Annotated in this window: 19 protein-coding genes; 9 read left to right on the top strand and 10 right to left on the bottom strand. The window is 58.6% G+C overall.

Annotation, left to right across the window (positions count from 1 at the left end; translation table 11 throughout):
- The 4 genes from ACTG3T_RS14355 to ACTG3T_RS14340 form a co-directional block, all read left to right on the top strand.
- On the top strand, positions 1–1,409 hold a 1,409-nt coding region (locus ACTG3T_RS14355; RefSeq protein WP_439102972.1), incomplete at its 5' end, for a sulfatase-like hydrolase/transferase.
- 88 nt (positions 1,410–1,497) lie between these two features.
- The gene (locus ACTG3T_RS14350; RefSeq protein ID WP_439102971.1) at positions 1,498–3,855 is read left to right on the top strand and encodes an arylsulfatase; all 2,358 of its coding nucleotides are present in this window, start codon (positions 1,498–1,500) and stop codon (positions 3,853–3,855) included.
- Positions 3,856–3,932: 77 nt separating this feature from the next.
- Positions 3,933–4,802 carry an outer membrane beta-barrel protein gene (locus tag ACTG3T_RS14345; RefSeq protein ID WP_439102970.1) on the top strand — a complete coding sequence of 290 codons (870 nt, stop codon included), beginning with the start codon at positions 3,933–3,935 and terminating at the stop codon, positions 4,800–4,802.
- Positions 4,803–4,816: 14 nt separating this feature from the next.
- Positions 4,817–6,172, top strand: coding sequence for an alpha/beta hydrolase (locus ACTG3T_RS14340; protein WP_439102969.1), 1,356 nt, complete (start codon positions 4,817–4,819; stop codon positions 6,170–6,172).
- A 60-nt stretch (positions 6,173–6,232) separates the two neighbouring features.
- On the opposite strand, the gene ACTG3T_RS14335 is transcribed toward ACTG3T_RS14340, so the two are convergent.
- Both ACTG3T_RS14335 and ACTG3T_RS14330 read right to left on the bottom strand, forming a co-directional pair.
- Positions 6,233–7,174 carry an efflux RND transporter periplasmic adaptor subunit gene (locus tag ACTG3T_RS14335; RefSeq protein ID WP_439102968.1) on the bottom strand — a complete coding sequence of 314 codons (942 nt, stop codon included), beginning with the start codon at positions 7,172–7,174 and terminating at the stop codon, positions 6,233–6,235.
- Between the two features lie 2 nt (positions 7,175–7,176).
- Positions 7,177–7,425 carry a DUF3302 domain-containing protein gene (locus ACTG3T_RS14330; RefSeq protein WP_439102967.1) on the bottom strand — a complete coding sequence of 83 codons (249 nt, stop codon included), beginning with the start codon at positions 7,423–7,425 and terminating at the stop codon, positions 7,177–7,179.
- Positions 7,426–7,525: 100 nt separating this feature from the next.
- On the opposite strand from ACTG3T_RS14330, the gene ACTG3T_RS14325 reads away from it, so the two are divergent.
- A complete protein-coding gene (locus tag ACTG3T_RS14325; protein WP_439102966.1) occupies positions 7,526–7,957 on the top strand; it encodes a hypothetical protein in 432 nt (143 codons plus the stop codon).
- Here the strand turns inward: ACTG3T_RS14325 and guaA are convergent.
- Positions 7,912–9,486 (bottom strand): glutamine-hydrolyzing GMP synthase, encoded by a 1,575-nt coding sequence (gene guaA, locus ACTG3T_RS14320; RefSeq protein ID WP_439102965.1) that lies wholly within the window; start codon positions 9,484–9,486, stop codon positions 7,912–7,914. The two genes, ACTG3T_RS14325 and guaA, sit on opposite strands and share 46 nt — an antisense overlap.
- An 82-nt stretch (positions 9,487–9,568) precedes the next feature.
- Positions 9,569–11,041, bottom strand: coding sequence for an IMP dehydrogenase (gene guaB / locus ACTG3T_RS14315; protein ID WP_439102964.1), 1,473 nt, complete (start codon positions 11,039–11,041; stop codon positions 9,569–9,571).
- Between the two features lie 111 nt (positions 11,042–11,152).
- On the opposite strand from guaB, the gene xseA reads away from it, so the two are divergent.
- Positions 11,153–12,511: an exodeoxyribonuclease VII large subunit gene (gene xseA, locus ACTG3T_RS14310; RefSeq protein WP_439102963.1), complete on the top strand. Its 1,359-nt coding sequence runs from the start codon at positions 11,153–11,155 to the stop codon at positions 12,509–12,511.
- Between the two features lie 69 nt (positions 12,512–12,580).
- On the opposite strand, the gene ACTG3T_RS14305 is transcribed toward xseA, so the two are convergent.
- Positions 12,581–13,228, bottom strand: a complete 648-nt coding sequence (locus ACTG3T_RS14305) for a Crp/Fnr family transcriptional regulator (RefSeq protein ID WP_008296066.1) — start codon at positions 13,226–13,228, stop codon at positions 12,581–12,583.
- 208 nt (positions 13,229–13,436) lie between these two features.
- Here ACTG3T_RS14305 and ACTG3T_RS14300 point away from each other — a divergent pair, with 208 nt between their 5' ends.
- The 3 genes from ACTG3T_RS14300 to ACTG3T_RS14290 are packed head-to-tail and all read left to right on the top strand — an operon-like array spanning position 13,437 to position 16,833.
- Positions 13,437–14,927 carry an adenylate/guanylate cyclase domain-containing protein gene (locus ACTG3T_RS14300; protein WP_439102962.1) on the top strand — a complete coding sequence of 497 codons (1,491 nt, stop codon included), beginning with the start codon at positions 13,437–13,439 and terminating at the stop codon, positions 14,925–14,927.
- The gene (locus ACTG3T_RS14295) at positions 14,924–15,310 is read left to right on the top strand and encodes a response regulator (protein ID WP_439102961.1); all 387 of its coding nucleotides are present in this window, start codon (positions 14,924–14,926) and stop codon (positions 15,308–15,310) included. Before ACTG3T_RS14300 ends, ACTG3T_RS14295 begins: the two co-directional genes overlap by 4 nt.
- Positions 15,307–16,833, top strand: coding sequence for an ATP-binding protein (locus ACTG3T_RS14290; RefSeq protein ID WP_439102960.1), 1,527 nt, complete (start codon positions 15,307–15,309; stop codon positions 16,831–16,833). The genes ACTG3T_RS14295 and ACTG3T_RS14290 overlap by 4 nt, the downstream gene beginning before the upstream one ends.
- Here the strand turns inward: ACTG3T_RS14290 and ACTG3T_RS14285 are convergent.
- From ACTG3T_RS14285 to thrC, 5 genes are all read right to left on the bottom strand, one after another.
- On the bottom strand, positions 16,790–17,359 hold the full coding sequence (locus ACTG3T_RS14285; protein ID WP_439102959.1) for a hypothetical protein: 570 nt from the start codon (positions 17,357–17,359) through the stop codon (positions 16,790–16,792). The two genes, ACTG3T_RS14290 and ACTG3T_RS14285, sit on opposite strands and share 44 nt — an antisense overlap.
- A gap of 69 nt (positions 17,360–17,428) precedes the next feature.
- On the bottom strand, positions 17,429–18,928 hold the full coding sequence (gene lysS, locus ACTG3T_RS14280) for a lysine--tRNA ligase (RefSeq protein ID WP_439102958.1): 1,500 nt from the start codon (positions 18,926–18,928) through the stop codon (positions 17,429–17,431).
- A gap of 78 nt (positions 18,929–19,006) precedes the next feature.
- Positions 19,007–20,105 (bottom strand): peptide chain release factor 2 gene (gene prfB, locus ACTG3T_RS14275; protein WP_439102957.1). Its coding sequence is split into 2 segments (ribosomal slippage): positions 19,007–20,029 and positions 20,031–20,105, totalling 1,098 coding nucleotides; the frame shifts between segments, so codons are not numbered across the junction.
- A 61-nt stretch (positions 20,106–20,166) separates the two neighbouring features.
- The gene (gene recJ, locus ACTG3T_RS14270; RefSeq protein WP_439102956.1) at positions 20,167–21,897 is read right to left on the bottom strand and encodes a single-stranded-DNA-specific exonuclease RecJ; all 1,731 of its coding nucleotides are present in this window, start codon (positions 21,895–21,897) and stop codon (positions 20,167–20,169) included.
- The gene (gene thrC / locus ACTG3T_RS14265; protein ID WP_439102955.1) at positions 21,898–23,295 is read right to left on the bottom strand and encodes a threonine synthase; all 1,398 of its coding nucleotides are present in this window, start codon (positions 23,293–23,295) and stop codon (positions 21,898–21,900) included.
- Positions 23,296–23,297 lie beyond the last annotated feature (2 nt).

The following is a 23,297-nucleotide window of genomic DNA, read 5'->3' as shown; positions in this document are numbered from 1 at the left end:
GGGAAGATATTCCGGACGACGAAAAGGCCTTCCAGGCACGGCTGATGGAGGTGTACGCCGGCTTCCTTGAGCATACAGACGTGCAGGTCGGCAAACTGATTGACGAGCTTGACGCCCGCGGCATCCGCGACAACACGATGGTGATCTACATTTTCTCGGACAACGGCGCGTCAGCAGAAGGTGTTGACGGCAGCGTGGCGGAGCTGAATCTGCACAACGGCATCGCCTCTACCATCGGCGAGCATATCGCCGTTGCTGAGAGCCTTGGTGGCCTGGAAGAGATCGGCGGGCCGACGATGGACAACATCTATCACTCTGCCTGGGCCTGGGCGGGCGACAGCCCCTTCCGCTACACCAAGCTGATCGCGGCGGACTGGGGGGGTACGCGCACGCCCATGGTCATTTCCTGGCCCGAGCGTATTCAACCGGACGATACGCCGCGTCCCCAGTTTGCCCATGTCACGGATGTGGCGCCGACCCTCTATGAGCTGCTGGACATCACCCCGCCCAAGGTGGTCGACGGCCACGAGCAGGACCCGATCGACGGGGTGAGCTTTGCCTATACCTTTGACTCGCCCGATGCGCAGGAGCAGAAGAAAACCCAGTATTTCGAGATCATGGGCAGTCGTGGCATCTATCACGACGGCTGGCTGGCCAGCACCTTTGGACCACGCACACCATGGGTTGCAACACCGCCGGATGTTTCTAACTGGGACCCGGAGGAGGACGAATGGCAGCTGTTCGACGCAAGCAGTGATTACTCGCTGATGAATGACCTCGCCTCAGAGTATCCCGAGAAGCTGGATGCAATGAAGGCGCTGTTTATGGAGGAGGCCAAAGAAAACAGCGTACTGCCCATTGGTGGGGCACTCTATGCCGTGCTCAACCCCGGGGAGATGAAGCGAAGTGCGAATACTGAGTGGACTCTATTTGAAGGGATGACGCGCATTCCGGAAAGCCAGGCGCCAAACGTACGCAATGGCAACCTGCGTGCAGAGATCGAAGCCGAGGTTCCCGCGGGCGTCAATGGCGTGATCTTCGCCATGGGTGGCTATGCGGGGGGTGTGAGCCTCTACGCCCTCGATGGTGAGCTTTACTACGAATACAGCGCCCTGCTGATCAAACGCGACAAGATCAAGGTAGGCGCCCTGCCAGCGGGTGAGGTGAGTATTGCCCTCGAGATGCGCACGCCTCCCGGTCGTGATGTACCAGCCGAACTCAAGTTCTGGATCAATGGCGAAGAGGCCGCGACTGCAAAGCTTCAGCGCGCGGTACCCGGCGGCTTCACATCATCAGAGGGTTTTGATGTAGGCATGGACACGCTTTCCCCGGTTGCCGATGACTACTTTGACCGAGCGCCTTTCGAGTTCGAGGGCACTTTAAAACAACTCTATTTCAAATATTTGTAGTTGGCAGCGTGAGTATCTCAGTTTGTTGAATATTGACCTGCTGCCTGGATCAACAATTACTCCGCATCAACGAAAGGGAGACGCACTTATGAACGCCAAGAAAGCAGTCTTATACATGGCGCGAGCCTTTGGTATCTCCGCACTATCGTCCGTACCGGTTTTCGCCCAGGACGTCTTGCCCTTCCCCGCCCCGCCTATGGGTGGCAGCGTCGCTCCGACGATGCAGGAGTCCGTGCACAAGTGGCGCGAGACGCCAAGCTATCTGCCGGAAGATGCGCCGAATATTCTGATTGTGATGCTCGACGATGTGGGTTTCGGCCAGGCGGGTGCCTTCGGCGGTGATATCAACACGCCAACGCTTTCCCGCCTCGCCGAGGAGGGGATTGCCTACAACCGTTTCCATACCACGGCTCAGTGTTCGCCCACCCGGGCGGCCCTGCAAACCGGGCGCAATCATCACCGGGTCGGCGCCGGTCAGATCTCTGAGTTCGCCAACGACTGGGACGGGTATACGGGCGTGATCCCGAAGTCGTCGGCGACCCTCGCCGAGGTGCTCAGTGACTATGGCTACGCCACCGCAGCCTTCGGCAAGGAACACAACACGCCCATCGACCAGCTGGCCAACGGCCCCTATGACCGCATGCCGACGGGTCGGGGCTACGATTACTTCTACGGATTCATGGCCGGTGAGACCTCCCAGTGGGAGCCGGCCCTGTGGGAGAACACCAACCCGATTTCACCGCCCCACGTCGCCAACTACGAGGACTACCACCTTACAGAAGATCTGGCGGACAAGGCGATCACCTGGATGCGGCGCCACCTCGCGGTCAATCCGGATCGCCCCTTCCTGATGTACTGGGCGCCGGGCGCGGTGCACGGCCCCCATCATGTCGCCAGCGAGTGGGCAGACAAGTACAAGGGCAAATTCGATGACGGCTGGGATGCTTCCCATCAGCGCACCTACGAGCGCCAGAAGGCCATGGGCTGGATTCCCGAGGATTCGGTAAAAGCGCCGCGACCAGAAAGCATGCCGGCCTGGGAAGATATCCCCGACGACGAAAAGCCCTTCCAGGCGCGGTTGATGGAAGTGTTTGCCGGCTTTCTGGAGCACACGGACGTGCAGGTCGGCAAGCTCATTGACGAGCTCGAGGCCCGGGGCGTTCGCGACAACACTATCGTGATTTATATCGTGGGCGACAACGGGGCGTCTGCCGAGGGTGTCGAGGGCACGGTTGCCGAGCTGGTTTCCCAGAACGGTATCCCATCGACGGTAGCCGAGCACATCGCCGTCGCCGAGGAGTTGGGCGGGCTCGAGGTGCTAGGCAGTCCGAAGGTAGATAATCATGTTCACGCGGCCTGGTCCTGGGCCGGCGACGCCCCCTTCCGTTATACCAAGCTGATCGCATCGGACTGGGGTGGCACGCGCACGCCCATGGTCGTTTCCTGGCCGGCTCGCATTACGCCCGATGACACGCCGCGACCGCAGTTTGCCCATGTCACCGACGTGGTACCGACTATCTACGACATTCTCGAAATCACGCCACCGACAGTGGTCGACGGTCATGAGCAGGACCCGCTTGACGGGGTGAGCTTCGCCAGCACCTTTGCGTCGGCCGATGCGCCAGAGGTCAAAAAGACGCAGTATTTCGAGATCATGGGTAGCCGCGGCATCTACCACGAGGGCTGGATGGCTGGCACTTTCGGGCCCCGGACCCCCTGGGTGGCCGCGGTACCCGATCTCGCCGCCTGGGACCCCGCCGAGGACGAGTGGCAATTGTTCGACACCCGCAGCGATTACACGCTGATGAACGACCTAGCGGCCGAGCATCCCGAGAAGCTGGAAGAACTGAAGGCGCTGTTCCTACAGCAAGCCGAGGAAAACAAGGTACTGCCCATCGGCGGTGCCATGTACACCGGGCTCAACCCGCAGGAGGCAAAGCGCACCACCAATACGGAGTGGACCCTGTTCGAAGGGATGACCCGTATCCCCGAATCGGAAGCGCCTAACGTGCGCAACGGCAACCTCAGAGTCGAGATCGAGGCCGAGGTACCGGAGAACGTCGACGGGGTGCTCTTTGCTATGGGCGGCTATGCCGGCGGCGTAAGTCTCTATGCCGTTGATGGCGAGCTTTACTACGAATACAGCGCACTCCTCCTCAAGCGCGACAAGATCAAGGTTGGCACATTGCCTGCCGGCGACGTGGAGATTGCCTACGAGATGAAAACGCCCATGGAACGGGCCGCGCCTGCGGAACTCCGGTTCTGGATCAATGGCAAGGAAGCGTCCACGGGCACGGTGCAGCGCACCATCCCCTTGTTCTTTACCGCATCCGAGACCTTCGACGTGGGCATGGATACGCTGTCGCCGGTCGCCGATGACTACTTCGATAAGGCACCCTTCAAGTTTGAGGGGACGCTGAAGCGGCTGCACTTTAAGTATTTGTAGGCCGATGATGCGATCATTAACCGTAGCGGTGCTTACTCACAGACCAGGCCGCTACGGTTAACGACAAGGATACGTTGATGAAAATCGAGGCACGCACTCGCGCAACAAAATCGACCCTGCTTTTGTCCTGGGCCCTTGCAGCTTCAATACACGGCGCGTCGGCGCAGGTGTCTGACGACAGCATCGAGAGTAACGCTGGCAGTCACTTCATCAACCCAAAGCACCGACTTTCTCTGGGTATCGCCCAACAGGAAGCCGTCGCAGGTATCAGCGCAACGGTTGATGGCTTCGAGCCCGTCCGACTCCAGATTGATGATCTTGGTCTCAACGATAGGGACTACTCCTATTACTTCGACTATCGCTATCGCCTCAAACCCCGCTGGGCCATGTTTGCCGGCGCTTACGGGTTCAGTGATTCGGGCACCCGGCGGGCAGAGCGCGACTTCAACTACAACGGCGTGGAATACACCGCCGGGGCCGAAATCCGCGCCGACCTGGAAGTTGATGCCTATATCTTTGATGTTTTGTACGCGGTGCACCGCAGTGACCGATCTGAGGTAATGATTGGCGGCGGATTGCATGCGCTGGATCTCAGCGCTGGCCTTGCGGCAAGAGTGAATGTCGACGACCTGGAGGCCAGCGGCAGTCGCTCAGGGACCACGCTACTTGCGCCGGTGCCAAATCTACGGATATCCGGCACATGGGTCCTCAGCCAACGCGTTGCGGTACATGCTGTTGGGGGCTGGCTGTCCGCCAACATTGATGATTACAGCGGCCAATTTCTCTACGGCCACCTTCGCCTTGCCTATGGTTTGACCGATAGGGCGTCACTGGCGCTGGGTTATCAACGCACGGACATTGATGTTACGCAGGAACGCTCCAGATCTGAGATAAACTACGACGTGCAGCTTGAGGGTTTCACCCTTACCTTTGCCTATTCTTTCTGATCTTGGAGCTCGCTATGGCCAATGTTTTTGCCCGTGTTAAACAGCGATTCAGTATCACCGCCATACAGCCAAGATCGTCACGAAGAATCAGAAAGCTCCCGCTTTTGCTGATTGGGGTGTTCGTTACGGCCTGCTCCGGGCCATCGGTGCAGCCGCTGATGCCAACACCGGTACTGTTCTCCGAGCTTGGATTCAGTCCCCTTGATCACGTACCGGAAGAACAGCGATGGACGCCTCGACGCGTGTACTACGCGACGACGCGCCAGCGCATCAATGATATGCAGCGCATTGACTATGGGAACACCGAGGGAACCAGGACTGCGCTGGGCATGACGCTCATCGGCTTTGGCACTCCCCAGCTATCCTGGACTGATCTCAGCGAATACTCCCGTACCGAGGAGCGCTCGAACGTCGTGGATCTCGCTGTGTCCGGAATGATGGAAGTTGGCGCCTATACCCCTGGCACGGAAGACAGCCTTGCTAACGATCAAACTGGCGCCCTGGCCTGGCTGATGCGGGATATGAACGCGTCCATTGAAGCGTCCCGCGATGATGACCTGTTGATTTACGTCCACGGTGCAAAGGTCAATTTCTATAACGCCAGCGCCTTTGCCGCCCAGCTCGATCATTTCATGGGACGTGATATGACCTCGCTGGCCTTCTCCTGGCCCACGCGGCAGAACATCATCGCCTATGGGGGTGGCGGCGATGTCCGGCGTGCCTATCGGGCAGCACCCGCCCTCACCTCCCTTCTTGAAGAACTAGCCAAAGAATCGAAAGCGAGGCGCATTCACATAGTCTGCTGGAGTGCCGGTGGGCGCGTGGTTACCGCCGCACTCAAAGAGCTTTACCAGCGCCACCAGGCGCCCGGTGTGGATCTCAGGAAAAAATTCCGCCTGGGCACCGTGTACTACGCTGCGGCCGACGTGCCTGCGGAAGAGTTTTTTGAGGCGCTGCCAGCGCTCGACAGCATCAGTTCGCGAGTCGTTGTGACCGTTTCTTCTAAAGATGGCGCTTTAAACATGGCGCAGCTGTTTATGGGCGGCGGTACCCGTATCGGGCAGCGAAATCAGGAAATCAGCGCCGATGAACTGGAGCAGCTGATGGCCACAGAGCGGCTGGAAATAGTGGATGTTTCCCGCGACTGGGAGGGTCGCGGCTTTGATATTACTGGCCATCGGTACTGGTTCGATCACCCCTGGGCAAGCACGGACGTGGTTCTGTCCGTGCGCAGTGATTTTACGCCAGAAGAGCGCGGGCTTGCTCCGACGAATCTGGACTTGCTCTGGAAAATTCCGTCTGACTACCCTGAGCGTTTGCGCCAGAGCCTGACCCGCGAGGAGATTCAGCTCCGCGCTGATGACTTTTAACCACAATAGCGTTTATGCAGCGATTTTAAGCGTGCCACCAGTGACCCTTCCGATAAACCTTTAAGCCGGCGACACATAGTTAATGATGGCATCCATGCGAATCATGATTCGGCGGATCATCTGAGTGGGAGCACCTTTGTCCGTGTAAATCGCCCCGGTCCCGGTGGCGCCCACCGGGAGCTCGGCAAACAGCGAAGGATCGGCCATCTCCAACCGCACCCACATGGGTGCATGACTGATTTGCTGCGGCATCGCGGCCGTGCCCGTTGGCGCCTGCAAGCCTTGTGCAGACGCAGGAACCACGTTCAGCACCTTCGCCTGAAATACTTCGCCGGGAAACATTTTGAAGGTAATCTCGGCGGCATTGCCGGCGTCGATGTATCGCAGGTCTTTCTGAAATATCTGCATGATAATCACCGGATCGCCGTCCTCAACAAACGGCAGCACACTGGCAATGGGCGCTGCAGCGACCCGCGCGCCCTCGCGCAGAGCCACATTGGTGACGTAGCCATTTGTGGGCGCTCGAACAACGGTGTTCTCTAAATTGAAACGCGCGTTGGCAAGGCCGGCTTCAAGCTGCGCTAGCTGCGCGGTCGCGGTATCAAGCTCAAACACGGTACCCGCGCCACGCTCCACCAGTTGCGTTGTCTGATCGACACGTATCTGCGCAAGGTCGCGCTGAGCCGTCAGGTCATCGACGGCTGCCTGGTAAGGCGTCGGGTCGATGCGAAACAGCACATCACCCTCACGGAGAGGCGCGTTTGCCTCTACCGGCACATCGATAACCTCCCCGCCAACATTGGGTACAATCTGTACGCTGTATTGCATGGCCAGTACCGTGCCCCCGGGGGCATAGAACTGCATGGGAATAATCAACGCCACGTTAAGGAAGAGAAACCAGACGAGCGGCGTGATTTTCCAGAACAAGGTCATTTTGATCAGCTTGAGCTTGACGGCAAGAAACAGCAGACCAACATAGAGTAGTGTTAATGCCGCAATCATGATTAGCGCTCCTCGCCGTTAACGGGCTCTTGAAGCGGAGGCTTGGTATAAGCCCACACGACCATCAACGGCCAAAACACAAAACCCAAAAACAGCGTTAACCATCCACCCACAGTAATCGCCTCTGCCTGAGGATGATTCCGCGCGTGAGCGACCTTGCCGGGCCACATACCCATGAGCACAACAATACCGACCCCCGAGCTCACGATGATCAACAGCACGATCCATGCAAAAACGTCGAAAAATCCCATTTCCCGCCTCCTCCTTGCTACCTTGCTTAATCTATCGCCCGTCAATCAGAGCCTAAAACGCCAAGGCAAAACCCACTCGTAACCCCTGCAGTTTCAGGTCGTGACTGAAAATTTCTTACTCGTAGTCTACCCCCAACCTGCGGTAGCCCGCGACAAAAGCGGTCTTTTTGCGCCATTGATAAGCACTGAATTCGCCGGCCTCATACAACACCTCCGACCCCATGCCCGAGCGTCCAGCACCGGAGCTCTTCCCGACGTGGTTACCGCAGACATTGTTGCGCCGTCACCGGACGCTTCCGGTGTACTTTTATATACAAGTTGGGCAAGTTGCGGGCTGGCCTTCTCACCTGATGAGACTGCCGACGTGAGCCTGGATAACCAGACGCCGGTGGCACTGGGTATCGGCTACGGCCCCAAAGAGACGCGTTTTAAAGCATTGTTCCATAGCCGAACAACGCTACCAAACAGTAGTCCGGTGTACGTTTTTCACTCCCACTCGATCGTTGCCGGCGGCTTCGAACTCACATCATAGGTCACCCGGGATACACCGGTGATCTCATTGATGATGCGATTGGAGACTTTCTCTAAAAGCTCATAGGGCAGATGCGCCCAACGCGCCGTCATAAAGTCCACGGTCTCAACAGCGCGCAATGCGATCACATATTCATAGCGGCGGGCATCACCCACAACGCCTACGGACTTCACTGGTAAGAAAACGGCAAAAGCCTGGCTGGTTTTTTCGTACCATCCGGCTGCGCGAAGTTCTTCGATGTAAATGGCATCTGCACGACGGAGTATTTCTGCGTAAGCGTGCTTCACCTCGCCAAGAATCCGAACGCCCAGTCCTGGCCCGGGGAACGGATGTCGAAAAACCATGTCATGGGGCAGACCTAGCTCCAGCCCGATTTTGCGAACCTCGTCCTTAAACAGTTCCCTAAGAGGCTCTACCAGTTCAAGCGCCATATCTTCCGGCAAACCACCGACATTGTGGTGAGATTTAATAACGTGCGCTTTGCCCGTTTTGGCGCCCGCAGACTCGATCACATCGGGATAAATCGTGCCCTGGGCCAGCCAGCGCACACCGTCAATTTTTGAAGACTCTTCATCAAACACCTCGATAAAGGTATTGCCGATGATCTTGCGCTTTTGCTCGGGATCACTCACACCGGCCAGACGGTCGAGAAACAAGGCTTCTGAATCGCTGCGAATGACCTTGACGCCCATATTGAGAGCGAACATTTCCATGACCTGATCGCCTTCGTGCAAACGGAGGAGCCCATTGTCCACAAACACGCAGGTGAGCTGATCGCCGATAGCCTTATGCAAAAGCGCAGCCACCACGGAGGAATCCACGCCGCCAGAAAGACCCAACAGCACATGATCGCTGCCCACGGTCTCCTGCACGCGAGCGATGGCATCTTCCACAATTCGGGCTGGCGTCCACAGCGCCTCGCAGCCACAGATTTCGATGACAAAGCGCTCAAGAATACGCGTGCCCTGCAGGGTGTGCGTGACCTCCGGATGAAACTGTATGCCGAACCAGGGGTGTGAACTGTGCGCCATGGCAGCAATGGGACAGGAGTCCGTCGAGGCCACACAGCGGAAATCTTTTGGCAGTACCGTCACCTTGTCGCCATGACTCATCCACACGTCCAGGAGGCCATCACCGTGGTCGGTCATGTGGTCGCGGATATCGTGCAACAGCGCGTTGTCGCCGGCACTACGGATCTGTGCGTAGCCAAACTCGCTGGTATCGGAGCCCTGTACTTCACCGCCGAGCTGCGCCGCCATGGTTTGCATGCCGTAGCAGATGCCCAGCAACGGCCACTCGCCGTCAAAGAGACATTCCGGTGTGCGAGGGGAGCCCTCTGCCGTAACCGACTCGGGACCGCCCGACAGAATCACGCCACTGGGCGCGAAGTCGCGGAGCTCCTCTTCGCTGATATCCCAGGCACGAATCTCGGAATACACACCCACTTCCCGCACGCGCCGGGCAATTAACTGGGTGTACTGGGAACCGAAATCCAGAATAAGAATTCGGCTGGCATGGATATCAGTCATACGCAGATTCGCTGTTCAATAGGCTGTGGACGCCCGCTGGTTAAACGGGGAGCAGCATGAGCCGCCCCCTTTGTCGCCAAGGCTAGCTGACGGGGTAGTTTGGCGCTTCTTTGGTAATGGATACATCGTGTACATGGGACTCGGACATACCGGCAGCGGTAACCCGCACAAACTTGGGCTTGCTTCGCATGGTCTCAATATCAGGACTGCCGGTGTAACCCATGGAGGAGCGCACGCCGCCCATAAGTTGGTGAATGATCGCTGTCGCGGAGCCTTTATAGGGCACCCTGCCCTCAATGCCCTCGGGCACCAGCTTCTCCGCGCCCTTGGTGGCATCTTGGAAATAGCGATCCGAAGAGCCCTGCTTGCCGGCCATCGCTCCCAGGGAACCCATACCCCGGTAGGATTTGTAAGTCCGCCCCTGGTAAAGCTCCACTTCACCCGGCGCCTCTTCAGTACCGGCGAGCATGCTACCCATCATGACTGCATGAGCTCCCGCGGCGATGGCCTTGGCGATATCGCCTGAGAAGCGGATGCCGCCATCGGCAATCACAGGGATGTCGTAGTTGTCTTTTAGCGCCGCCACGGCGTCGGCAATAGCGGTAACCTGGGGAACTCCGATGCCCGTGACCACACGCGTTGTGCAAATAGATCCAGGGCCAATACCCACTTTCACCGCATCCGCACCCGCCTCTGCCAACGCTAGTGCCGCTTCGCCCGTGGCAATGTTACCGCCAATTATCTGAATGTCCGGGTATTTTGCTTTGACGATCTTTATCCGCTCGAGGACGTTCCGCGAGTGACCGTGAGCCGTATCCACCACCAACACGTCGACACCCGCTTCGATGAGGGCGGCTACCCGTTCCTCTGTATCGGCACTGGTGCCTACGGATGCACCCACCCGCAGCCGACCATAGCTGTCTTTGCAGGCCCGGGGATAATTCTCCGCCTTGTCAAAGTCCTTAACGGTGATCATGCCGCGAAGATCAAAGTTGTCGTCCACGACCAGAATCTTCTCGATGCGATGCTGATGGAGAAGACGCTGAACCTCGGCGGAATCCGCACCCTCGTTGACCGTCACAAGCTTGTCCCGAGTGGTCATAAGAGAAGCCACAGGTTTGTCCATCTCGGTCTCAAAGCGCATATCGCGGCGGGTCACGATACCCACAAGGTCCTCGCCGGCAAGCACCGGCACACCGGATATGCCATTGGCGGAGGTCAGCTCAATAAGCTCAGCGAGGGTGGCGTCCTGCTGAATAGTGATGGGGTCTTTTACAACGCCACTTTCGTACTTTTTGACACGGAGCACTTCAGCGGCCTGTTCGGCAATGCCCATGCTTTTATGGATAATACCAATGCCCCCTTCCTGCGCCATGGCAATGGCGAGGCGGGCCTCGGTCACGGTATCCATGGCCGCAGACACCAACGGTAGATTTAGATTAATCTCTCGGGTGAGACGGGTCTGCAGCGACACATCGGTTGCCACGACCTCGGAGTAGCCGGGCAGTAGGAGAACATCGTCAAAAGTCAGCGCTTCCTGTTCGATACGCAACATGGTGGTCCCTCCAGACGCCTTTCGGTCGAGTAAACTCCTTATTATAAAACTTTAGAGCCCGCGGCGTAACACCGAAACCGCCCGGCAAGGCAATTAGTTATAGGAAACCCCATGCCCAGTACCGCGGTCGCGGCAGACATTCTCTCTCCCAGCCAGCTTAACCGGCAGGCGCGAAGCCTGCTGGAGAGTCACTTCAGCTATGTGTGGATCGAGGGCGAGCTGTCCAATTTTGCGCGGCCCTCCTCGGGACACTGGTACTTCACGCTAAAGGACGATAAGGCGCAGGTACGCTGCGCCATGTTCAAGACCTATAACCAGCGCCTGCGCTTCAGCCCCAACAACGGCGATCAGGTGCGCGTCAGAGCCCGCGTCTCACTCTACGAGGGTCGCGGCGAATTCCAGCTTATTGGCGAGTTTCTGGAACCCGCGGGGGCCGGCGCCCTGCAGGCGCGCTTTGAGGCCCTGCGGGATCAGTTGCGACAGGAAGGTCTTTTCGACGCGAGTAACAAGCAGCCCCTGCCCAAATCCGTGAGTCATCTGGCGGTTATCACCTCCCCCACGGGGGCTGCCCTGCAGGACATTCTTCAAGTGCTTGCCCGGCGGAACCCGTCGATCCGTGTCACCATTTTGCCCGTGGCGGTACAGGGTGCAAACGCAGCAGGAGAAATCCGTCAGGCGCTGAAGGAAGCCAACGAGTACGCGCAAACCCGCGAGGACTGCGACTTCGACGCGGTGATCCTCGCCCGAGGTGGCGGCTCTCTGGAGGATCTCTGGGCTTTTAACGACGAGGCGCTGGCCCGGGCCATCGTCGTCAGCGAGCTTCCGGTGGTCTCCGGTGTGGGTCACGAAGTCGACGTGACCATCGCGGATTTCGCTGCAGACGTGCGCGCGCCAACCCCCAGTGCGGCAGCAGAGCTTCTCAGTGAAGACCGGGCTGAGCTGATTGCTCGACTGGCAGAGGCGCAAAAACGATTACACCGCGCCATGGAGCACCGTCTTGAGCGCGAGCGCATGAACCTTGAGCGCATGCGTGCGCGCCTGAAACATCCGGGAGATCGCCTTCGGGAGCAGGCGCAACGCCTCGACGAGCTCGAAAATCGCCTGAACCGGGCGATCAAACAGCGGTTGATTCAGCTGCAAAATGCGCATGAGGCTCGCAGGGAACGGCTCTTGAGTCATAGCCCCGTCCGCCGCCTGACTAGCTGCCGCGAGCAGCTAGCGCGTCAGCGAGCCGCCCTGGATGCGGCAATGGCCCAAAAGCTGGCGTGGCACAGACAGGGACTGGAGCGCCGGCAACAGGTGCTCAAGGGCCTCAATCCCCTGGCTATCCTCGAGCGCGGTTACTCCATCATCAGCGATGAGCAGGGTTCGGTGGTTCGCGAAAGCGACGCGGTGTCGCCGGCGCAGGTGCTAAGCGCCAGGCTTGCAAGCGGTCGCCTCAAGCTGCGGGTCGAAGACAACAGCGAGTAGTCTCACAAACGAAAGAAGCGGATGTTTGAGACTGCGGTTCTCCGGAAGACAGGGAGCAACCACTGGAAATCAATACTTGGCGGGCAACCGCGTATTGATAATGATGTGGCGCCCTTCGAAGCGGATGTATTCACCAATGGTGAGGTCCTTGAGGATCCGGGCCACCATTTCCCGGGAGGCACCTACGCGATCGGCGATGTCCTGCTGGGTCAGCTTCTCGCCGATATACAGCGTGCCATCGCCCCGCTCTTCCGACAGATCCATAAGCACGTTGGCCACTCGGCCGTAGACGTCCTGAAGGGCCAGGCTCTTCACGTCCGCCGTAAGCTTGCGCACGCGGGATGCCAGGTTGGCGATGAGCTTGCGCGAAATACTCGGGTGGTCTTCCAGAACGCGATTGAAGTCTTCTTTATAAATGATGCAGAAGTTGCACTTTTCGACGGTTCTCACTGACGCGGAGCGCGTGGAATCGTCCAGCAGGGCAAGCTCACCAAAGTAATCGCCCTCACCCTGGGTGTTCATGATGAATTCTTTGCCGTTCTTGTCACTGCAATACACTTTGACTTTACCGGCTTCGATCACAAACAGGGAATCCGCCGGGTCATTCTCATGAATCACCACGGTGTTTTTAGGGAACGACCGGCTCGTGCTGCTCGCAGCCAGAGCCGCAAGCTCGTCGTCCGAAAGACCCTGAAAAATTTCTACCTTTTGCAACATGGAGTACGCTGAGGCCACCCGTGTTTGTCTGCTTTCGCGATGCGCTTATGTTACCTCAAATTTTCCGCCGCGCGCATCCACTTCCTCAAACAGCATCACCCGGTCTCCCTTCCCCGACAATCATCGCTCTCGCTATACTCAACAGCTCGCAAACAACAGGCAGCACCATGCAGCGGAATCCGGCTCTGACAAGCAGTGAGATAAGAGCGTGACCGACGGTATACCCGAAAGTGAACCCGGCGTTACGGAGACTGCCGAGCAGTCTGCCGTCTCCGCGAACCGCATACGGGTAGGGCTGCAATCAGCGGTGCTCGAGGTCACCACCCTGGCAAACGCCGATTTACCGGAACTCGACAAGGAAGCGAAGGAAGACTGGGCCGCCCTCACAGCCTGCGCCGCTAATATTGCGCCCCTGCTGGACACGGAAACGGAAGATACTCACGAACTGCGCAATCTCGCGGGCGCTCTTAGGGGCTACGCTGAGATGCTGAGTGAGATAGTGGACGAGCCCGGCGCTGCGCTGAAACATGCTATCAGCAGCGTTCTGGAAGGCACCGCAGAGCCCGCTCTATCCGGTACTGCCGCTGCCCCGGAAGCCGTGCAACAGATTGCCAAGATCACCAGCGATCCCGGTTTTATTTTGGCGGTAGACGACCGTGAAGAAAACCGGGCGCTACTGGCCCGCTACCTCACGCGCAGCGGGCATTTTGTGGTCACAGCTCCGGGCGGCGCGGAAGCGCTGGAGATGCTGGCCAATGCCGATGTGGATGTAGTGCTTCTGGATCGTATGATGCCAGGCATGGATGGCCGGGAAGTGCTCCGGCGTATCAAAGCCGAGCCCAAACTGCGGGCGACACCGGTCATCATGATCTCCGGTGAGCAGGATATGCAGGGCATTATCGAATGCATCGAGGCCGGCGCCGACGACTATCTGTTCAAACCTTTCAACCCGGTTCTCCTCCAGGCTCGTATCAAGGCAGGCATCGAGCGCAAGCAGTGGCACGACCGGGAGCAGATCTACCGGGATCAGCTGGAGCGCAACGAACGCTTTATCCGCGCCACCTTCGGGCGCTACCTTTCTGATGACATCGTGACAGAGATACTCGAGAACCCCGAAGGCATGGAACTCGGCGGTGATCTTCGCGAAGTGACCATCATGATGTCGGATATCCGCGGCTTTACCACCATGAGTGAGCAGCTGGCACCGGATCGCGTGGTAAGCATGCTCAATCGCTATCTGGGCGCGATGACCGACATCATACTAGAGTACGGTGGCACCATTGATGAGTTTCTGGGGGACGCGATTCTGGCGGTATTCGGGGCGCCGCGGCGTCACGATGACGACCCCGACCGCGCGGCCCGCTGCGCCCTCGCGATGCAGGCAGCCATGGAAGAGATCAACGCGGCCAACCGCGGGGATGGACTGCCGGAACTTGCCATGGGCATCGCGCTGAATACTGGCAACGTGATTGCCGGGAACATCGGTTCCGAGCGTCGCAGCAAATACGGCTTTGTGGGGCATGCCATGAACGTCACATCGCGTATTGAGGATATTGCCCGGCGCGGCGAAATCCTCATCGCGGAATCCACGCGCAGGGCACTGGGTGCCGCCTACGCTCTGGGGGACAGTCGGGAACTACAGGCCCCTGGCATAGATGAGGTTCTGGTGGTTCATCCCCTGGAACAGGAACTCCCATGAGTAATCCACAACTTCTATTGGTAGAAGACAACGAGCTCAATCGCGACATGCTCAGCAGACGGCTCAAACGCGCCGGCTTCGATGCCCTCATTGCCGAGGACGGAGCCAAGGCGTTGGAATGTATTGAAGCAGAGCACCCTGACCTGGTGTTGCTGGATATGAACCTGCCTATTGTGGACGGTTGGACCGTGTGCAGGCGAGTGCGGGCCCACAGTGAGCTGGCGGCGACGCCTATTATTGCGCTAACAGCCCATGCCATGCCTGAAGATCGCGACAAGGCTATCGCTGCGGGCTGCGATGACTACGCCACCAAGCCCATTGACTTCCCGGCGCTCCTTGAAAAAATTCGCAAGCTCCTTGAGTCCCGGGCGGGCCAGGCATGAGTCTTCGCCGGCGCTTAACACTCTCGCTATTTACTATCCTCATTTTGTTCGCCATCAACGTGGGCACGCACTTCTGGGGGAGCTATGCCCGAAGCGAAAGTATGGTGGCCTATCGCCAGGCCGTAACCGCGGGCCAGCTCTCCGGTGAACTGGCCAAGCAGCTGGAGGACCAGCGCCAGAAAATACTTGTGCTCTCGACTCTGAGGGAAAACACCGATGATCGCCTGGCGGAGGAAGATTTGCGCGGCGCCCTCTCGGGTGTCGCGGCCATCCGCAGCACGGTGGAGGCCCTGGGCGGCATGGGCAGCGATGTCACTGCGTTGCAGTTTAATCTCTTGCGCGAAAGCAGCACCCGCCTCCTGGCCAGCTGGCGGGATTTCTACGAGAACTACAACGACCCTGACTGGCAATCAGACGTGGACGAGCCCATCCCCTACCTCGAGGCCAGTCAGCGCCTCAAAGAGCTTGAGCAGCGCCAGGCCTTTATCGCAGTACAGCGCGCCAACGTCATCGATCGCACCATAGCCCTCACCGACAGAATCACGGTGCTGGGCTTTATCGCATCAATATTTTTAACCGCGACGCTGGGCTTCTTCCTTGTGCGCTACACCAATGACAACCTGAAACGCCTGAAGCGCGGCACCCAGCGCCTGGGCGCCGGGGAGCTCGACTACCGTATTGAAGATATTGATGATGACGGAGAGCTGGGGGACCTTGCCATTGCCTTCAACACCATGTCAGACAAACTGCGGCGCGCCATCGATGAAGAGATAGATGCCAAGCAAAGTGCCGATGAAGCGAATGCCGCCAAATCCCGTTTTCTGGCGAACGTCAGCCACGAGCTACGCACACCGCTGAATGCCATTATCGGCTACAGCGAGATGCTCCACGATGAGCTTGATGATGAGACGCCGGTGGACCGGGAGCAGTACCAGAGTGACCTCGATAAAATTGTCCTGTCCGGCCGACAGCTGCTGGCGCTCATCGATGACATTCTGGATCTATCCAAGATTGAAACGGGCAAAATGACCCTGGTGCGGGAAGCCTTCCATCCGGGAGAGGCACTCACCATGGCCGTCGACGCCCTCGCGCCGCTGCTGCGCAGGAATGGCAACGTTCTGGAATGCGATGACTTCAGCGATTTACCCCTGATTCATAACGACGCCGTCAAATTCCGCCAGGTGATTGTGAACCTCCTGAGCAACGCGGCGAAGTTCACCGAGCAGGGTGTTATTCGCGTCAGCGCCTCCTTTGCGGAGGCCACACAGCAGCTGTCTATTGCCGTGACCGACACGGGTATCGGGATGACCGAGGAGCAGCAGGCGCTGGTGTTCGATGCCTTTGTGCAGGCCGAAGACACCACGAGCAACAGCTATGGCGGCACCGGTCTGGGGCTGGCTATTTGTCGGGACTTTTGCGAGCTCATGGGCGGCACGATTACCGTGCGGAGCACCCCCGGGCAGGGATCGGTGTTTACCGTCAGTCTTCCGGCTGACCCAGAGTCAGTTCCCGCAGCCGCTTGAGGGCCTGCTCGCGTTTATCGAGATCTTCCTGCAGCATCCCGGTTCGGTTCTCCAGATCCCAGATGTGTCGCTCCATCAACACAAAGGACTCCAGCGCCTGCTGCATGATCACAATGCTGTGATGCTTCTGCCCCGCAGGCTCCCGGGACTGCAAATCGGTGTAAGCAAGTAGCGCCGCATCCACATCATAAAAAGGACTGCTGGGCAGCATGCTCACATAGGCGATGGCCAGATCCCCCTCCCATTGCGCCAGGGGTAACTGCTCCAGACGCTGATAGCGCTGAAAGTACTGCACCGCCTCGATGTATTCACCGTCAGCCAGGGTTTCCATGCCCCGCTCCAGGAAAGTCCGATCATTCTCTTCCAGCGTCTGACACGCGCAGTTTTCGGGCTCTTCCGGCAGGTTCAAGGTTAACTTCACATCCTCCGGTGAGCGCTGCGCGGGAGGATCCACCGGCTCCGGGGGCGCGGCCGCACAGGCAACGAGAAGCATGGTGCATGCCAGGGGTATGAGCTTTGGTCGCATAGTCTGTTCTTTGAAATCAGTAGTGACCCGAGTGTAGCACCCGCAGACGCCGTCTTATCTCTCCGGGCGTCACTCCGGACGCATGTGCGGAAACAACAGCACATCGCGGATGGAGGGCGAATCCGTGAGGAGCATCACCAGACGATCAATACCGATGCCCTCCCCCGCCGTGGGTGGCATGCCGTACTCCAGTGCGCGCACATAATCTGCATCAAAATGCATGGCCTCCTCATCACCGGCGTCCTTCTGCTCCACCTGTTCCTGAAAACGCTGCGCCTGATCCTCGGCGTCGTTGAGCTCACTAAAACCATTAGCGAGTTCGCGACCAGCCACAAAAAACTCGAAGCGATCCGTCACAAACGGGTCCTCATCATTGCGCCGCGCCAATGGTGAGACTTCCGTGGGGTAAGCGGTGATGAACGTCGGCTGTTCCAGACGGTGTTCCGCGGTTTTTTCAAAGATTTCAATCTGGATTTTGCCAAGACCCCAGGCGTCGCTGACTGCAATACCAAGACCCTCTGCAACGCTCTTCGCGCCCTCGCGCTCGGCGATATCCGCGGCGCTCAGCGATGGGTTGTGAGCGAGGATTGCTTCGATAACGGTCATACGGGCAAAGGGCTTGGAAAAATCAAACACCTGCTCCTGGTACGTCACCTGCTGCGTGCCGAGCACCTCCTCGGTGAGCCCCCGGAGCATGGCTTCCGTGAGGTCCATAGCATCCCGGTAGTCCGCGTAGGCCCAATAATACTCGAGCATGGTGAACTCCGGGTTGTGCCGGGTAGAGAGTCCCTCGTTACGGAAATTGCGGTTGATCTCATAAACCCGCTCAAACCCACCCACCGTGAGACGCTTGAGATACAGTTCCGGCGCGATGCGCAGGTACATCGTGAGATCCAGGGCGTTGTGGTGCGTCACAAAGGGCTTTGCCGCCGCGCCGCCCGGAATGGGCTGCATCATCGGTGTCTCCACCTCCATAAACGCCCGGGCATCCATGAATCTTCTGATGTAACTGATCACCCTGGAGCGGGTACGAAACACATCCCGGGAAGACTCGTTGACGATGAGGTCGACGTAGCGCTGACGGTAGCGGAGTTCCTGATCGGCAAGGCCATGGTATTTGTCCGGCAGCGGCCGCAATGCTTTTGTCAGCAGGCGCGCTTCTCGCATATTGATGTAAAGATCACCTTTGCCCGAGCGATGGAGTGGTCCCCGGGCCGCCACAATATCGCCCAGATCCCAGCTCTTGATGGCAGCAAGCGTCACTTCATCGAGACCTTTGCGATCAACATACAGCTGTATCTGTCCCTCGCCATCCTGAATCAGCAAAAAAGCACCGCGGTTACGAATAAGCCGGCCCGCAACGGCAAACTCTTCGCTGCGCTCCTCCAGAGTGGCCTTATCGTCTTCGGCAAAATCCCGCTGCAGCTGCGCCGCGGTGGCCGTGCGACGAAAATCATTGGGAAAAGGATTGCCCTGCTCCCGCAGACCCGCGAGCTTGCCCCGGCGCTCTGCGATGAGCTTGTTCTCGTCTTCTGCAGTTCGCGGCGCTGTGTTGTCTGTATCACTCATAAGTTCTTTCCCGGCTCCTGCCGAACTGTTTCAAAACTAATCGGTAACTCATCTATCGCCATGTACCGCCATCTATAACTACAGCCCGCTTTTCAGCGAGGCCTCGATAAACTGGTCAATATCCCCATCCAGCACCGCCTGGGTGTTACTGGTTTCGACGTTGGTGCGCAGATCCTTGATACGCGAAGCATCCAGCACATAGCTGCGGATCTGACTTCCCCAGCCGATGTCTGCCTTGTTGTCTTCCATGATCTGCTTTTCTTCGTTGCGCTTGAGAATTTCCATCTCGTAGAGCTTGCCGCGAAGGAGCTTCATGGCGTTATCACGGTTCTGATGCTGGGAGCGCTCCGTCTGGCATTGCACGACAATACCCGAAGGATTGTGCGTCAGACGCACGGCGGAATCGGTTTTATTGACGTGCTGACCACCGGCGCCACTGGCGCGGTAGGTATCCACGCGAAGATCCGCCGGGTTAATCTCAATCTCGATATTGTCGTCGATTTCGGGGGCTACAAACACCGAGGCAAAGGAGGTGTGACGGCGATTGCCCGAATCAAAGGGCGACTTGCGCACCAGTCGATGGACGCCAGTCTCGGTGCGCAGCCAGCCAAAGGCGTACTCGCCGGTAAACTTGATGGTCGCGCTCTTGATGCCCGCAACGTCGCCCCCCGAGGCCTCGATTAACTCGGTGGAAAAGCCCTTTGCCTCGCCCCAGCGCAGGTACATGCGCAGCAGTATCTCCGCCCAGTCCTGGGCCTCGGTGCCTCCGGACCCGGACTGAATATCGAGAAAGGCGTTATTGGGATCCATCTCACCGTTGAACATGCGCCGGAACTCCAGCTTCTCCAGCACCTTGAGGAGCTCCAGAATCTCCTGCTCCAGCTCGGCGACGGCGCCTTCGTCATCTTCCTCGGCCGCCATCTCAATAAGATCGAGGGTATCGGATGCTCCGGTGTCCAGGGCGTCAATAGAACTCACAATGGCTTCGAGGGAGGAGCGCTCCCGGCCAAGATCCTGCGCCCGCTCGGGATTATCCCAAACGCTGGGCTCTGCGAGTTCGAGTTCTACTTCTGAAAGTCGTTCCCGACGTTGATCAACGTCAAAGATACCCCCTAAGCACGTCGGTACGCGCCTCGATATCCTTGAGACTTTGAATAAGAGGATTGATCTCCAACATAGAAACTGCCTGCCAAAAAAAGGGCGCTATTCTACCTTAGGGAAGGGACAAAGAGACATCTTCAGAGCGCTTCGATTTGCTCCACCAGCAGCTGGAGGCGGCGCTCACCGCGGAATTGATTTACATCCAGACGATAGGCAAGACGAACCTCTTTTACCGAAGCATCAGGCCAGCGCTCGGTGTCTACCCCAAAGGCAATAGCATCCAGCGCGGCACCGTTACCGGGTTTTGCGAGGCTCATCTTCAGATGGCGCTCCCCGACGATACGCTGGGAGCGCAGCTCAAACACTCCGTCAAACATCGGCTCGGGGAACATCTGACCCCAGGGGCCCGCGTGGCGCAGCATTTCGGCCGTAGCGAGATCAAAGTCTTCTGGTGTCAGCTCACCATCGCTGTCCAGCACCGGCTCGAGAGTCAATCCGCCGGCGTTTTCTACCGCGGTGGTGAAGGCTTCGGCAAAGTCGTCAAAATGCGCCTCCGCCAGTGACAAACCCGCCGCCATGGCGTGCCCGCCAAAACGGTCGATAAGCCCCGGGTGAGCCGTTGCCACCTCATCCAGCAAATCCCGAAGATGCATTCCGGGTATGCCGCGCCCCGAGCCCTTCAGCTCGTCGTCACCACTTTGGGCAAAAGCGATAACCGGACGGTGAAAACGGTCCTTGATGCGCGACGCCAGAATACCCACCACACCCTGGTGCCAGTGAGGATCGTGAAGCACCAGTGCCGCCGGCAAATCCACGTCCTCCAGCTTGAGGCTGGCCAGTGCCGCGAGCGCCTCCTCCTCCATGCCCCGCTCAATGCGCTGCCGCTCCCGGTTCATGCCGTCGAGCTGCAGCGCGATACTCCGCGCCTCCTGGGGATCATCAGCGAGGAGGCATTCAATACCCAGGGACATATCGTCCAGGCGTCCTGCGGCATTAAGACGAGGTCCCGCGGCAAAGCCCAGATCGCTGGCCACCACACTGAGGGGGTCACGACCGGCCACGCTCAGCAGCGCATTGATGCCCGGACGGGCACGACCACTGCGCATGCGTGCCAGACCACCCTCCACCAGGATGCGATTGTTATGGTCCAGGGGCACGACGTCGGCAACGGTACCCAGGGCAACCAGATCAAGAAACGCACCCAAATGCGGCGTCTCCAGTCCGCGGCGGGCGAACCAATCAACCTCCCGGAGCCGGGTGCGCAGCGCCAACAGCAGATAAAACATCACGCCCACCCCTGCCAGCGCTTTGCTGGGAAAAGCGCACCCCGCCTGATTGGGGTTCACGATGGCCGTGGCTTTGGGCAACTCCTTTCCCGGCAGATGGTGATCGGTAATCAGGACTTCGATACCCAGGGCATTGGCCGCATCCACCCCATCCACGGATGAGATGCCATTGTCCACGGTGATAATCAGATCCGGCTTTCGCTGTGCTCCCAAAGCAACGATTCCGGGGGTGAGTCCATAACCAAACTCAAAGCGGTTGGGTACCAGGTAATCCACATGGCTGGCGCCAAACTCGCGCAGAGCTTTAATAGCGAGAGCGGTGCTCGTAGCGCCGTCGGCATCAAAATCACCGACAATGAGGATGCGCTCATCATTGTCGAGGGCCTTTTGCAGGCGCTCCGTGGCTTCAGGCAAGCCAGTCAGAAGGGACGGTGGGTGCAGCGCTGCCAAGGCGAGATCCAGCTGCGCAGCGTCTTCCACTCCCCGCGCGGCAAAGACCCGGGCGAGAATCGGCGGCAGTTCGCTGAGGGCCTCTGCGCCACTACCGTCGCGGCGCCTTATACTACGAACGCGGCGGGCCAATTATGCGCCCAGGTGCCCGGACATAAAGCGCTGCACGGCCGCGATATCGTTAGGCAACACATCAAAGTGTTCGGGAAGTTCAAAGAGATCCTTCAGGTGCGCCGGCAGCTGCGCTGTGATGCCCACCGCCGACGCCTTGATCGCATCGGGGAACTTGGCCGGGTGAGCGGTGGCCAGAGTTACCCAGGGAACCTGTGTATGGGCACCGGGCTGCGTTGCCGCGGCGTAGCCAATAGCACTGTGGGGGTCGAGGAGATATTCATTCTTCTCCCAGACATCCGCAATGCAGGCCAGGGTCAGTGCATCATCGACCCGATAACTCGCAAACAGCTCCCGGGCTCGCTCCATGGCAGAGCTCGACAGCGCGATATCACCGTCGTCAAAGGCACTCATCAGGTCTGCAATAGCCCCGCCATCGCGATCATAGAGATCAAACATCAGTCGTTCGAAGTTGCTCGACACCGAAATATCCATGCTGGGCGACAGCGTGTGCTCCAGGGTCTGCCGCGCGTAATCACCGGTGCTGAGCAAGCGATGGAGCACATCGTTGCGATTCGTTGCGATCATCAGCTGCGCCACGGGAAGTCCCATCTTTGATGCGAGATAACCCGCAAAGATATCGCCGAAGTTGCCCGTGGGCACCGAGTAAGCGGCAGCGCGGTGAGGCGCACCCAGTCTTAGCCCGGCATAAAAATAGTAGACGATCTGCGCCATGATGCGCGCCCAGTTAATGGAGTTGACGGCCACCAGACGCCGCCCGTCAGGAAGAAAGCCCTGATCCCGAAAACTGGCTTTCACCATCGCCTGGCAATCATCGAAGTTCCCCTCAATGGCGAGGTTATGAATGGTCGGCGCACTGAGCGTAGTCATCTGCCGACGCTGCACGTCCGAGACGCGCCCATGGGGATGAAGGATAAAAATATCGATGTTCTCGCAACGCTGACAGCCCGCAATGGCCGCAGAGCCTGTATCGCCCGACGTGGCGCCCATGATGACAACCTTCTCACCGCGGCGCTTGAGGATCGCGTCAAGCAATCGGCCCAGAAGCTGGAGGGCAAAATCCTTGAAGGCCAGCGTAGGCCCGTGAAAAAGCTCCAGCACCCACTGGTTGTGATCGAGTTGCACCAGGGGGGCGACGGCAGAGTGGCGGAACACGGCGTAGGTGTCATCAATGATTGCCCGCAATTCCTCGCTGCTGAAGGCCTCGTCCACAAAGGGCAGCAGAATTCGATGAGCCAGGGAGGGGTAATCGAGAGACGCCATGGCCTCTAGCTCGGTAGCGGTGAAGCTTGGAAGACTCTCGGGCACATACAGGCCCCCATCACTGGCTAAGCCGGTGAGCAGCACTTCCTCGAAACTCAGCGTCGGTGCAGAACCGCGGGTACTTATATAGCGCACAG

Origin of the sequence: Congregibacter sp. (assembly GCF_965660375.1) — a bacterium.
In the GTDB taxonomy this organism is placed as follows: Bacteria; Pseudomonadota; Gammaproteobacteria; order Pseudomonadales; family Halieaceae; genus Congregibacter.
This window is presented reverse-complemented; position numbering and strand designations above follow the sequence as displayed.